This window comes from Pseudomonas marginalis (assembly GCF_001645105.1).
GTDB classification, from domain to species: Bacteria; Pseudomonadota; Gammaproteobacteria; order Pseudomonadales; family Pseudomonadaceae; genus Aquipseudomonas; species Aquipseudomonas petroselini.
The window spans coordinates 133,855-147,907 of sequence record NZ_LKEG01000022.1 but is presented as its reverse complement, the minus strand read 5'-3'; the positions used below and the strand labels follow the sequence as shown (position 1 = coordinate 147,907).

At 40.2% G+C, this 14,053-nt stretch carries 12 protein-coding genes; 4 read left to right on the top strand and 8 right to left on the bottom strand.

Going from position 1 to position 14,053, the window contains the following annotated elements; all coding sequences use genetic code 11:
• The first annotated feature begins 21 nt into the window (after positions 1 to 21).
• The 4 genes from AO064_RS03115 (at position 22) to AO064_RS03100 (ending at position 4,334) form a co-directional block, all read left to right on the top strand.
• Entirely contained in the window at positions 22 to 924 is a 903-nt protein-coding gene (locus AO064_RS03115; RefSeq protein ID WP_064052339.1) for an acetaldehyde dehydrogenase (acetylating), read from the top strand.
• Entirely contained in the window at positions 917 to 1,924 is a 1,008-nt protein-coding gene (gene dmpG / locus AO064_RS03110) for a 4-hydroxy-2-oxovalerate aldolase (protein ID WP_064052338.1), read from the top strand. Before AO064_RS03115 ends, dmpG begins: the two co-directional genes overlap by 8 nt.
• Before the next feature lie 116 nt (positions 1,925 to 2,040).
• Positions 2,041 to 3,360, top strand: a complete 1,320-nt coding sequence (locus tag AO064_RS03105) for a hypothetical protein (protein WP_244159468.1) — start codon at positions 2,041 to 2,043, stop codon at positions 3,358 to 3,360.
• 2 nt (positions 3,361 to 3,362) lie between these two features.
• Positions 3,363 to 4,334: a glycosyltransferase family 2 protein gene (locus tag AO064_RS03100; RefSeq protein ID WP_244159467.1), complete on the top strand. Its 972-nt coding sequence runs from the start codon at positions 3,363 to 3,365 to the stop codon at positions 4,332 to 4,334.
• A 273-nt stretch (positions 4,335 to 4,607) separates the two neighbouring features.
• On the opposite strand, the gene AO064_RS03095 is transcribed toward AO064_RS03100, so the two are convergent.
• The 8 genes from AO064_RS03095 to AO064_RS03085 form a co-directional block, all read right to left on the bottom strand.
• On the bottom strand, positions 4,608 to 6,602 hold the full coding sequence (locus AO064_RS03095) for a polysaccharide biosynthesis protein (protein ID WP_064052337.1): 1,995 nt from the start codon (positions 6,600 to 6,602) through the stop codon (positions 4,608 to 4,610).
• Between the two features lie 97 nt (positions 6,603 to 6,699).
• Positions 6,700 to 7,707, bottom strand: coding sequence for an MraY family glycosyltransferase (locus AO064_RS29995; RefSeq protein ID WP_082893864.1), 1,008 nt, complete (start codon positions 7,705 to 7,707; stop codon positions 6,700 to 6,702).
• Entirely contained in the window at positions 7,704 to 8,663 is a 960-nt protein-coding gene (locus AO064_RS29990; RefSeq protein ID WP_082893863.1) for a UDP-glucose 4-epimerase family protein, read from the bottom strand. The genes AO064_RS29995 and AO064_RS29990 overlap by 4 nt, the downstream gene beginning before the upstream one ends.
• 23 nt (positions 8,664 to 8,686) lie before the next feature.
• Entirely contained in the window at positions 8,687 to 9,841 is a 1,155-nt protein-coding gene (locus AO064_RS03090; RefSeq protein WP_244159465.1) for a glycosyltransferase family 4 protein, read from the bottom strand.
• 67 nt (positions 9,842 to 9,908) lie between these two features.
• On the bottom strand, positions 9,909 to 10,856 hold the full coding sequence (locus AO064_RS29985; protein WP_167355307.1) for an NAD-dependent epimerase/dehydratase family protein: 948 nt from the start codon (positions 10,854 to 10,856) through the stop codon (positions 9,909 to 9,911).
• A gap of 63 nt (positions 10,857 to 10,919) precedes the next feature.
• The gene (locus AO064_RS29980; protein ID WP_082893861.1) at positions 10,920 to 11,954 is read right to left on the bottom strand and encodes an EpsG family protein; all 1,035 of its coding nucleotides are present in this window, start codon (positions 11,952 to 11,954) and stop codon (positions 10,920 to 10,922) included.
• Complete coding sequence (locus AO064_RS29975) at positions 11,951 to 12,793, bottom strand: glycosyltransferase family 2 protein (RefSeq protein WP_082893860.1); 843 nt, start codon at positions 12,791 to 12,793, stop codon at positions 11,951 to 11,953. Before AO064_RS29975 ends, AO064_RS29980 begins: the two co-directional genes overlap by 4 nt.
• A gap of 226 nt (positions 12,794 to 13,019) precedes the next feature.
• On the bottom strand, positions 13,020 to 14,033 hold the full coding sequence (locus tag AO064_RS03085) for a polysaccharide biosynthesis protein (RefSeq protein WP_064052335.1): 1,014 nt from the start codon (positions 14,031 to 14,033) through the stop codon (positions 13,020 to 13,022).
• Between the last annotated feature and the right edge of the window lie 20 nt (positions 14,034 to 14,053).

Below are 14,053 nucleotides of genomic sequence, written 5' to 3'. Positions count from 1 at the left end.
GCACATCCTTGGAAGTATGTAATGGTCACTAAAAAAAACCTGAAAGTTGCTATTATCGGCTCAGGCAACATTGGAACAGATTTGCTCGTTAAGATCATGCGCTCTCAGCATCTTGTATGCACGCTTTTTTCCGGGCGTAACTATTCATCAAATGGAATGAAAAGGGCCGCCTCGCTGGGAGTTAAAACATCGGACCAAGGTATTAATGCAATTCTTTTGTCACCCGATATATGCGACTTAGTTTTTGATGCAACTTCTGCCCACGCCCATGTCGAGCACTGGGCTGCATTACGTAAAATTGGAAAAACTGTCATAGATATGACACCCGCAAAACTTGGAAAATTTTGTATTCCCGCAATCAACGCGAGGGACGTTGTAGAAGGAGGCATTCAGAATATCAATATGATTACCTGCGGCGGACAGTCATCTATTCCGATCGCCAGCGCGATTGCCGCCGTCCATCCCAACGTAGAATATATCGAAGTAGTCTCCAGCATCGCATCTCTAAGCGCAGGACCGGCAACACGGGCAAATCTTGATGAGTATATTGAGACTACCGAAGATGCTTTGATGCGCTTTTCAGGAGCGCAACGCACCAAGGCCATTCTCATTTTGAATCCAGCTAACCCTCCAATCGATATGCAGACAACTATCTACGCCAAAATCACCAATCCTGATATCCCTGCTATCCGTGAGTCAGTAGAACAGATGGTCGCAAAACTGAAGGAGTATGTTCCCGGATACGCATTGATCGTTCCTCCGACCGTTGAGGGCGACCGAGTAATAACGACGATAAAAGTCGTAGGCAACGGAGATTACCTTCCACAATATGCAGGCAATTTAGACATCATCAATTGTGCAGCTATTGCAGTTGCGGAAATGATCGCGACATCCGTACAAGTCAAGGAACGCCAACATGCCTAAGCACATTCTCATTACCGACCCGACATTGCGCGATGGTAATCACGCAGTGGGGCATAAATTAGGGCCGGAAGCGTTCATTGCCTACTGCAAAGCAGCCGAGGCCGCCAATGTGCCGATCGTTGAGGTTGGACATGGTAACGGCCTGGGTGGGTCGTCGATGCTCGTGGGAGAAAGCCGCCTGAGCGACCAAGAGATATTCACAATCGCGCGCGAAAACCTAATCAACTCTCGACTGGCTATTCATGTCATTCCCGGTTTCTGCACCATCAGTAAAGACCTCAGCAAAGCATTAGAAATGGGGGTCGACGTCTTCAGAATCGCCGCCCACTGCACTGAGGCAGATGTAACGCAGCGCCACATTGGTTATGTTCGCGACTCTGGCAAAGAAGCCTGGGGCATACTGATGATGACTCATATGGCGAGCCCAGAAGTACTCCTCGAAGAAGCGAGAAAAATGGAGTCTTATGGCGCCCAAGCTATCGTAATCATGGATTCTGCGGGCGCACAGTTGGTTGACGACGTAAAAGTACGCATCAGTACTTTGGTGAATGGCCTTTCCATCCCCGTGGGGTTTCACGGTCACAACAACCTTGGAATGGCTGTGATCAACTCGGTTACAGCGGTAAATGAGGGCGCAACCATCTTGGATGGTACCATCCGTGGTTTCGGTGCCGGTGCAGGTAACACGCAACTTGAAGTATTAGTAGGTGTACTTCATAAATTGGGCTATGACACTGGAATTGATTTACTCAAAATTCTTGACGCAGCTACGATGGCAGAAAAGGAACTAAATTTTATAGCCCCGTCCATCTCCACTATTTCCATCGTGAGCGGACTCGCTGGGGTTTTTTCAGGCTTCGCAAAGCCTGTTGCACGAGCGGCGGCTGAATTTGATGTCGATCCTAGAGATATATTTTTTCGCTTAGGTGAACGAAAGGCTGTAGCGGGACAAGAGAGCCTAATCATTGAAGTGGCCAAAGAGCTGGCTAGAAAAAATTAACGTGATTTGCAGATGCCTCGCGGGGGCTTAAGCATTTACCGAGCAGTAATATCTAGGCTTCGCGCCCAGATATTACCGCTTAAGATTCTTACATCAAAATACAATGTGCCATTTTCGTGATTATAAAACTCACCAAGGCTCTTCAAGATCGAGATCTTCGCCATACTGCCATAAACCAGCTTTGGAGATTACTCTCGGGCCCATTATTATTATTGCTTGTACCTCTATATCTATCTGCTGAAACCCAGGGCTACTGGTATACATTCGTTAGCTTAGCAGCACTAGCAATACTGGCGGACCTAGGATTTTCCTCAATAATTCTTTTATTTTCATCTCACGAATACGCGAATCTAAAATTTGACTCTGAAAAAAAATTAGTAGGCAATCAAGATAATATAATCCGTTTAGCCACACTAGGAAAATTTGCTATAAAGTGGTCTTGTACAATGGCCGCAATAACGTTCCCTATCGTACTAATTATTGGCTATTATTTTCTCAATAGTAAAGATTCTGAGATTTGCTGGCGCACGCCTTGGCTGATCTATGGCATCGCGTCAGCGCTAATGTTCATTAACAGTATGCTTTTATCGTTTATAGAAGGCTGTGACAGTGTCGGAGACATACAAAAAATCCGACTATACATCAGTGTCGCAACAGTAGTGGTTACAGGAATTTTGCTTATTAGTGGCATTGGACTGTACGCCCTCGCCATAGCACTTTTATGTGGATCTCTAACCGGACTAGCCCTGACTAGTTATCGCTATAAAAACATGTTAACTCAGTTAATTTCCATATGCCGAACTAACGATAGAAAATGGGCTTCTGAAATTAATCCATTAATTTGGCGATTTGCAGTAAGCTGGATAAGTGGCTATTTTTCTCTTTCAATTTTTACTCCCGCAGCATTCCATTTTTATGGTGCAGTAGAGGCAGGTCAAGTAGGCTTATCAATAGCGATCTGCATGGCAATTTTTAGCATTTCAAACATATGGATAACTATTGTTACGCCAAAGATCAACATTTTTGCGGCTCAAAACAAAAAGTTACTTCTCAACAAGACGTATAACACCGCCATTCTGCTTTCAATTACAACATATATCATTGGGGTTTTCGTATTATTCTCTTTTGTCTCGTTAGTAGAGGGCAAAGGTTTAATAGATAATAGGCTACTACCCTCTACATCACTATTGGTTCTTAGTGTAGGTTGGCTTATGCAACTGCTGGTCAACTCAATGGCAGTTTATATGAGAGCCCATAAAAAAGAAAAATTGATTTATGTCTCGATAGCAAACGGACTCTACGTTGCCACTTCAACCTTTTTAATATCAAAATTTTTGCCTTTCGACTATTTTTTTGTTGGATTCACCAGCGCCTACATTATAGTACTCCCATGGGTATATTATATATTTCAGAATTTCAAAAAGAACCGGACATAATTATGACGCCCAACCCTACATTATCTATCGCGATCCCCACTTATAATCGAGCCGATTTTCTGGAACGATCTTTAGCTATACACGTTCCGATTATGAAGAAATATAAAATTCAGATGTTTGTTTCAGACAACGCGTCAGACGATAACACGTTAGAAATCTTAAAAAAATGGAACAAAGAATACCCTCTTTTGAATTACTCTATCAGTGAAAAAAACCTTGGACCTGATAAAAACTTTCAAATTGCATTAGAACAATCAGATAGCGAGTACACTTGGCTGCTAGGTGATACGTCGGAAATCAAGCTAACTGAGCTTGAAAAAGTACTGAAGGTACTGACCGGCAATACAAGCTACGACTTAGTAGTTACAAATCTCATGAATACGATGGAACACCCTAGCTCAACATACGAGGACAAAAATGAATTACTACAAAATTTAAGCGGCATAATGAGCTGCATGAGTTGTCTGATTTATAAAAAAACAACTATTTCCAATTCTAATTTTTCTAGATATGTAGGCTCTTTTTATATTCAGACAGGAATTATATTGGAACAATTGTCTGACATTAACTTTAAAGTCCATTGGATGCAAGATGTGTCCGTTGGAACACTGGCAGATTACAATCTCAAAAAAAGTGGTTGGGCTCATACAAATCAAATATTTGATATTGGTTTGACCGCTTGGGCAAACTTTATTTTTTCATTACCAATTTCGTATTCTTTGGATAGCAAATTTAAAGCTTGCAAAAACTTTGGCATCTCATCCGGCGCTTTTACAATCAAAGGCATGATACTTTTACGGCAAAAAAAATTACTAGATTACAAAATATACAAAAAATATAAAAACACATTGAAAATATCTATAACATATCCAACCTGGATTGTATTAATTATATCCATCACCCCCACAAACTTAATCAATAAATTGTTAAGAATATACAAAGCGACTCAAAGAAACAGCGAGCCCAAACAGTAGATTTAGTTTAGACCTAAAAATATAGGACGCCAGAGCTTTAAGTTAGAACAACTTGCATTAAGCTGATTCTCAGCAACACATATATCCAAGCCTCAACAATCTCTGTATTGATAACTTAATAGAAATCAACACTGTTAACCCAAAGCCATTTAAAACACCAAACCTAAAAAATGCCTAATTTTCCGCAATAAATAAATGCAAAAAAACTAGGCATACATGCTACTAAAAACAATTATTTGAACGGAATAAACTCCCTAACCTGATAGTTCGCACCTAATTATTTTTGTTACGTTTCCCATGAAACCAGTCTACAATTTCAGCATCTGGGGTATAGCCACTCACAGTATCACGTAATATCTGGCGAACTCGAACATAATCATCATGTTCTACCGCAGCGGCCAACTCGGTTAACTTTGACTTTAATTCACTCCAGCTTATGGAATCTTCAGTCGCACTCATTATCATTGGGTGCTGAGTGAGACTTACATTGTCACCAATCAACAATTCCTCATAAAGCTTCTCACCTGGACGAAGCCCTGTGAACTCGATCGAAATATCCCCATGAGGTTTTTTTTCAGATCGAACGCTTAAGCCAGAAAGGTGAATCATCTTCTCAGCCAATTCAACAATTTTCACAGGCTCGCCCATATCTAGGACAAATACGTCACCGCCCTGCCCCATTGAGCCAGCCTGAATAACCAGCTGTGCCGCCTCTGGAATAGTCATAAAGTATCGAGTTATCTTCGGATGAGTGACCGTCAGAGGACCGCCAGACTTTATCTGCGAATGGAATAAAGGAATTACCGAACCAGATGAACCAAGAACATTACCAAAGCGAACCATTGTAAACCTTGTATCATTTGATACTGGCAAACTGGATTGTTCAGAAAACAACGTGAAAGATGATTCTTGACTCAAAGCTTGGAGAATTAATTCGGCTAAGCGTTTAGTGCTTCCCATAATATTGGTCGGACGAACTGCTTTATCAGTGGAAATCAAAACAAAATTTTCGACGCCTGACAGAACAGCAGCTTGAGCAGCATTCAAAGTCCCAAAAACATTATTAAGTATGCCTTCGGCAATATTATGTTCGACTATGGGAACATGCTTGTAAGCAGCGGCGTGATATACGGTATTAATACGCCACTTGGTCATTACGGCTGATAATTTTGACTGGTTTCTCACAGAACCTAAAATTGGAAAAATCTTAACAACTAATGACTCACGCTCAATTCGACTCTGAAGTTCCGATAAGACGCTATAGAGGTTGAATTCACTGTGCTCAAAGAGAATCAATACCTTCGGGTGAAGTGAAATGATTTGTCGGCATAGCTCAGAACCTATAGAGCCTCCAGCACCGGTAACTAAAACATTATGCCCAGTGATACATTGCTCCAGTAAGCCTTCTTGAACAGGAACCGTATCCCGACCTAACAAGTCTGCTATGTCTACCTCTTGAATATCATCAACTTTTACACGACCGCTTGCCAAATCCATAAAACCAGGAACACTTCGAACATGCAACGGAAACTCCTCTAAAAATCCCAGTATCTCCCGCCGCCTAGATCTATTTGATGATGGAATGGCCAATAAAATTTCTTGAGCACCTGTAGCATCAATCATTTTTTTAATATCATTGGGCTTATAGACTTGTAGCCCAGAAATAACACGATCAGAAATGCTCAAATCGTCATCAATGAAAGCTACCGGGCGCATAACTCGGCCCACTCTAAGAGCTGCCACAAGCTGATTACCCGCTGCACCGGCACCATAAATAGCTACAGAAGGTAGGCTATTTTCACGGTTAGTGAATGGCATTTGTTGACCTGCTGTAAACCAATCCCCCAAAAAGAACTGCCTCATGGACAATCGCAGCCCTCCAATGAGAACCAAACTTACCCACCAATAATTAAAAATAATTGATCGAGGTACTACATTTTGGTGGTTACTGTACAGATACACTATCACCCCGAGCACCAGCGCTGATAAGCTGACAGCCTTTATGATTGCAATAAGGGCGTCATTTCCGAAATAACGCATCACTGCACGGTATAAACCAAACTCGTTAAACAATGGAATTGCTACGATTGGAGCTGTCATAAATAACCAAAAATGTTGCTCAATCGGGCTGGCCATTTCATCGATGCCTAAGCGTACAATAAAAGCGGCCCAGAGCGCGCACCATGTGAGCATAATATCGGTACCCACCTGGACCAATCTCTTATGTCGTCGCGGTAACCCTAGAAGAAAAGCTCGAACTCTATTCATGTCTCCCTCAAACAAATCAACATTCCAAGACCTTAATATTACACTTCAATTTTGAGTAATTGGAGAAATTTCATATGAAATCTAACTCAGTAACGACTCATTCCTCATTTCCAGCCCCCAAGTAGAAAGCTAAGAGAACAAGCGGCGCATATGCACTCAAGATACCTATTACACCACTGACCCATGATAAAGCGACAAGTATTGAGATTGGAAACAACCAGAGTACATTGATAGTTATTGCAATTAGGGTCACTGGCAAATGCTTACCTAAACGACGGGAAGCAATTTGATAAGAATGGCTACGATGCGCCTCATAGACCTTTTTGCCACGTACAAACCGTCGTGTAAGAGTAAACGTAGCATCAACGATAAATACACCCAACAAGATCAGCCAACACCATAAAAACTCTGAATAAGTCCATGCAGCTTGAAGCGACAATATCCCAAGAAGAATACCTAAAAATCCACTACCTGCATCTCCCATAAATATTTTAGCTATCGGGAAATTCCAACATAAAAATCCTAGGACTGACATGGACAATATTAATGGCAGAGCCGCTAAATGTTCGTAACCCATAACGATATAGATAATACTCATACCAAGGCAAACAGATATGGCTTCAAGACTGGCCAAACCATCAATCCCGTCCATAAAGTTGTAAAGGTTTAGCATCCATACTAAATAAAATAGGAAAATAACGTATCCAAACCAGCCTAAATCTAACTGAAGCCCAAATATTAATATTCGTGGAACTCCTCCAATGGAAACCAATGCAAGCACAGCAGCTAAGAAATGCCCGATCAGTCTCCATCGCGCTGGAAGACTACTTTTATCATCCAAAAAACCAACGCTGGCTACAATTGTGCCTGCTAGAAATAAACTCAAAAAATTTGTTATCTCTAATTCACTTAAAAAGAACAAGAACAACAGCGATAGAAGTAATGAGATCACAATCGCAACACCGCCACCTCGTGGAGTTGGAGTATCATGCGAACTGCGACAGTTAGGAATATCTAAAATATTCCGATAGATCGCATATCTCCTAAAAAAATAAGTTAAGGAAAACGAAAATATAAATACAATAAAAAAAAATAGAAAAATCATATTTTTTTGTTTTCCGAATAATATTTAGCAGCGCCCATCAAGCCTTGCTCTACGCTCTGAGGTGGCACCCAGTGCAATAGATCTTTGTTTTTCCTTATGTCAACTTGCAAATTCCCACATAATCGTTGTAACTGAGCGCCAAATCCCAACGGGCTTAAGATTAGTACTAATAATTTCGTCGGCACTCGAAATAATTTAGCTTTTCGATCTAACGCATCTCCCATTTTATTCAGCAATTCTGTAGTAGATAAATCTTCTCCATCACTTACTAAAAACTTTTGATTAGCTGCGGCTGGATGTGTAAGACATACGCATATAAAATCACAAAGGTTAACAACCGATACAAAACTTCTTTTGTTATGAATTGCACCAAGAGGTAAAAATACACCTCTGTCCAACCAACGCATCATGCTTAAGAAGTTTGCTTTGACACCTGAGCCATATACAAGAACAGGTCGAATTATCACAACTTCCATCCCGGTCTCTGCTGCAATACTCAATAAGCCGTCTTCGGCCTCTCGTTTCGAAATGCCATAGAAATCAATTGGTGCAGGGACGTCATCTGCATGAAATGGTCGACCAAGGAACGTAGATTCCCCATTAACTTTTATTGAACTAATAAATATGAATCGCTTTACGCCCATTTCGGCACATTGACGAGCAAGATTTAACGTAGCATCGACATTCGTATGTCTGAACTCACTCAATGGATCTAAAGCAGCGTCGTCCATGACGTGTACACGTGCCGCACAGTGGACGAGCATATGAACGTTGTGCAGCACAGATCTAAAGTCCGTATCAGGCCCCATATCACCGCACTTGTAGGAAGTGTATTCAGATGAAAGAACTTCACTGCTAGATCTTAGAATACAAACCGGTGAGAATCCTCGATTAAAAAGTTGCCGCGTCACTGCATTACCTACAAAACCAGTAGCACCAGTTACAGCCACTCTCATTTTTTCTGGATGTCTATCGGAGTTCACTTTATAAATCGCTCATATTCGTCTACTAGAAGCTTTGAAACTTTAACTGAATCAAAGTCAGAAACCGCTCGAGCAGCGGCTCTATACCCCATAATTTTCAGTGCCGGTAAATCATTCAATAACGACTCAAGTGCCTCGCTGAGAGCTATCACATCCCTCGGCGGAACCAACACACCAGTCACCCCATCAATTATTGCATCGGAAAGACCATAAATGTGGGTGCCTACAGTTGGTACACCCATTGCTGCGGCTTCAATCACAACCGTTCCAAACCCTTCGCGATAGCTAGGTAGGCAAAGCAGATCGGCTATAGCCATATATTTTTCAGGCTCATCACAAAAGCCAATCTGATGTATCCGATCGACAACTGCATTATATTCTACCGAGCTGCCGATTTCACTTCCGTTGTCTTCCAGAGGTCCCACGAGCAAAAGATGAAGGCATTTATTCGAAAGAGCAATATTTTTAAATGCACTCATTAACTCACGAACTCCCTTATCCTGCGTTATTCTACCCACAAACAGAATAATCTTACCTTCCTCAGGAATTTGAAGCTCTTCCCTCAAAGCATTACAACGCTCTTCTGAATATCTATTTTTACTAAATCTCAGCAAATCAACTCCGGCGAGTGAACCACAGCCAAGAACCGAAATTTTGTTCTTTCTTATTACACCATTATCAATCAGAAACTGCCTTTGAGTCTCACTGTCTGCGTAGCATTGCGTATTTAAAATTGAAATAATCTTATCACACTGTTTCAATATAAATGCTTTCGGACCTTTTACAGTGGCCCATGGTTGCCCAGTGAAAGTATGCAACCTAATTTTAATACCCGAAAAAAAAGCCGCTATCGAGCAAAGAAGCCCCGCCTTTGGAGTCGTTGAATGAACAATATCAAAATTTGATGATCTGAATAAAAAAAATAATCGAACCAAACTCACTACATCTTTAAATAAACTTATATCCCTGCAGATGTCGACTCGAATATATTTTGCACTTTGAAGTTGATCCAACTGCCCAGGAAAGTCTTCTTTGCTTGTCACTATGCTAACATCAACTCCATTTGCATCAAGTATGTCAATTTGGGCGCTTAGCTGTGTAATCACAAAAAATGGAACTGTAGAAACTCGTGCCACGCGTAACTTTTTCATAGTCATTTCCTCCACAGACGCGCAAATTAAAACTAATCACGACTCAACTAACTATAAAATAGCATCATCAATCATTTTTAAACAGCTCACCTATATGGTGCTCAACATTTTTTCTTGGTGAAAAATCGAGATAGCTTTCAATTTTACTAGTCGGATAACTCGTTTTTTGCACCAAGGCATCAATGCGCTTTTGCGTCACAGGCAGCTTAGATATTTTATTCACAATTACAACTGCTAGCCTAACCAATGATTCTGGTAACGTGATCCACGGAGGCGAGGTATCTACAGCTACAGCAATGCTGCGAATTAACACTTTCATAGAGCAATCGTTGGAGATATTAAATAACTCATTTTTTGCTCTGACATCTTTTGAGCACAAGTATAGAGCCTCTACCACATCATCGACATGTACATATGTAGCTATGGACGAAGAACTACCCACATAAAAAAACATTTTTCTTTTTATAATACCCCCTAATTGCCTTAAGGAGTTATTCGTCATATTAGGACCATATACGTTTGAAGGTCGTAATATTGAATATGTAAAACTTCTTCCAATATCATTATGTATAATCAAATCGTCAGCCATTGTTTTAGTAGTTTCGTAGGTTCCAACTGGCTGTGCAACCGTTATTTCGGACACAACTCTAATCTTTCCATTTGAACTTCCATATGCGCCAACACTGCTGAGTTGAACCCAGTGCATTGGTTTCCCGGCGGCACACAACTTTGCTGATGTCATTAGTAATTTAGCAGTCGTCTCCACATGTAGTGAATACATTAGTGCTTCATCATTCAACTCACCTACGCAATTTATAATTACTTCACAGCCGTTCAATAAATCAAAAAAACTAAAATCTTTATCAGTTAGGTCACCGACCATCACTTCAACGGATTCAGAAAATAGCTTCATCGTTGACCTAGTGAGAGTGCGCACACTGACACCCTGATCGACCAGAAAACTTATTAATCTAGAGCCTATAAACCCATTGCCGCCTAACACTAACACCTTCATAGATTCACCATTAACCATATTTATCTTGGCCGAAAAACTTTAGTATGAGAAATTGAATTTCCTTTAAGAAAAAACATATGGTAAGAAAGGTGATGGCCCTTGCCCAGCTTCGAGTAAAAAATTTCTATAGGTCATCAATACAGAAAGGATACCAGCTATGAATAAACTGGCTTTTATACACTTTCCAAAGTCTAATTTATTTTTGCTATAGACTAATAAAATACATAGAGGAAATGCAAAAGTCAGTAAATCGAGAAAGCGAAGACCCGCGTATGATATGTTTGAAATAATCCAAAATACTAGAGTGCTAAAAAAACCTATCAATAAAATTTTCGCTTTCTCTGAGGATGGCAAATTTGAAAGTGAAATTCCAACAAGGAGAACCAGCATAACTATAAGTTTCCCTAGTCCTGAATACGCCTCAGGGGAAATCAAACTTTGATACGCGTCCAACTTTGTGAAAAAATATCCACTATTCAAAGCAAGCACACACGAGGTAACTAAAATCAGCACCAAGAATTTCCATAGATTAGAGACTTTGAACCACTGGATCTGACAGGCTAAAATTATAATTATAGAAAAAAGTGATGAATAATGAAACATTAATGCCGTCGCCATTAACAGGAGAGCAATTTTTATTTTCTTAATTCTTAAACTTTGAACGGCCAAAAGCAATAAAATTGAAGCTATACCGACTCTTAGAACGTTCATACTATATGGATATACATACGCGGGCAGGATGTATGCGATCAATATATATTTTTCATTCTTATTCGATTTATAAATATAAACTGACATCCCTAAAAATATAAGAACACTTATTGCACGTACACTTATTGATGATAAACCAGTAATACTTACTAAGATCCAGCTTAGAATAAGAAAACCGGGCTCCATTCCAGTCCAAATCAAACCCCGGCTTATCTCATCGAGAATTATTTCATAGGCCGCAGTATCCGTACCTACAGAACCACGCAAAAAGGCAATCAGAAAAAAACAGATGAGCGATAAATATAAGAATAATGATGACTTATATTTTGACAACGCAGTTAAAAAAAATGACGCAAAAAGAATTGACCAACCCAATATATATATCATAACGGCGACGCGATCAGCATTGTTTTGAATGCCCTACGCATATAACGAGTCATAGACCATAGCTGTAATGAAACGCAATATATGAACCCTATATATCCATTACGATAAAGCCCCGAGTATACATCTAACTCGCCTTTTTCCATGGACCATAAATTACTGCTCAAGCCTGAGAAGCCATATAAAGGCTTGTAAAAAAAAGTTAAAGCACAATTCATATAATAGCATTTGTGCCCTTCAGCCATCAGCGTGCACCATAATTCGTAATCTTCGCAAAACCGTTTATTTTCTGGGAATCTTAAGTCGATATCTTTCCTCAACATAACCGAGGAGGTAGCAAATTTGTTCGACATTAAAAGCGTTCTTTTTTTAATACAATGGAACTCTGCGCCTTCGACATAGATTTTTTTTGATTCAATTTCCGAGATGTTTGATGAAAATGTGCCTGACTGCCCCGTTATAGACGCTTCTAAATTTTCTTCCATCCAACCATATTGAATTTCTATTTTTTGAGGGTGCCAACTATCATCCGAATCCAGGAAAGCAATATATCGCTGCGTTGAAGAGTTCCACCCCTCATTTCTGGCTGTCGCAGGTCCACTATTTCTCGTTAAAGTGATTACTTTTATCCAGCCATTGGGATAACTATCGCGCAAATCCAACAATGTTTTCAAGGTCTCATCACCGCTCGCATCTTCGACTAGAATGACCTCGACTGGACGAGTAGTTTGATTAAATACGGAATCAAGCGCTCGGATTATTGTGTCCTTACATTTATAGCAAGGAATCACGACGCTAACATCGGCAAATTTTATACCGTCAGATACGCCATCTACATTCATCAACCATACTTCCTTATAATTAAATTCAGCCAGCCAACGGACTGATATAAAATATTATGAGAAATACCGAAGACATAGATCACCCAGCCCAAATAAATACATTCTGATAATAAACACCCTTTAAGATCCCCCATAAATAAAATTGGTATTTATGATATCCTCACCGTTTTGATGACCAAGAATCATACATTAAACGCGTAGCATCTTGACAACCAGCTTCTTATCTTTATATATTTTCCAAACTACTTTGTATATATACTAGAGACATTAATAGCGCCTTAATTTCCTCAACATTGAGCAATTCGGTATTGTGAGATGTGTAGTCATCAATGACATTCGCCTCAACATGGCCCTGAATTATAAATTTATCATAATTTAAGTCCCTATTATCTGCAGGTATACGATAATAACGCCCCATATCCTTCGCCTTGGCCATCTCCTCACGAGAGACGAGCGATTCATAAAGCTTTTCACCGTGCCTTGTACCAATAATATTTACTGCGAGGTTACTAGCAAATAGCTCCTGTAAGGCAATGGTCAGATCACCAATAGTACTCGCGGGGGCTTTTTGTACAAAGATATCTCCTTGTTGACCATGTTCAAATGCATGGAGAACAAGATCAACAGAGTCTTCCAAGCTCATCAAAAAACGTGTCATTTTAGGATCAGTTACAGTGAGTGGAACTCCCGATTTTATCTTATCTACAAATAACGGGATCACAGAGCCTCTGGACGCCATCACATTACCGTAACGAGTTGCACAAAATACTGGACCGTCTTCTTGAACCGACCTGGATTTGGCAATCAATATCTTTTCACCCAGTGCTTTTGAAATCCCCATTGCATTGATTGGATAAACTGCTTTATCTGTGCTAAGCAGCACGACCCTTTTTACATTTTTATCAATAGCAGCATTGAGAACGTTTTCAGTCCCCAGCACATTAGTCTTGACAGCCTCCATCGGAAAAAACTCACAGGACGGAACCTGCTTAAGAGCTGCAGCGTGAAACACATAATCTACTCCCACCATAGCTTGCGCCAGACTTGAGTAGTCACGAACATCTCCCAGGTAAAATTTTACCTTGTCGTTGGCTAGCGCTATGCGCATATCCTCTTGTTTTTTTTCATCACGACTAAAAACTCGTATTTCTTTTACATTCGTATCTAAAAACCTTTTAAGTACTGTATTACCAAATGATCCAGTACCGCCTGTGATCATCAGAACTTTATTATCAAACATTATGGATACTCATCATAAAA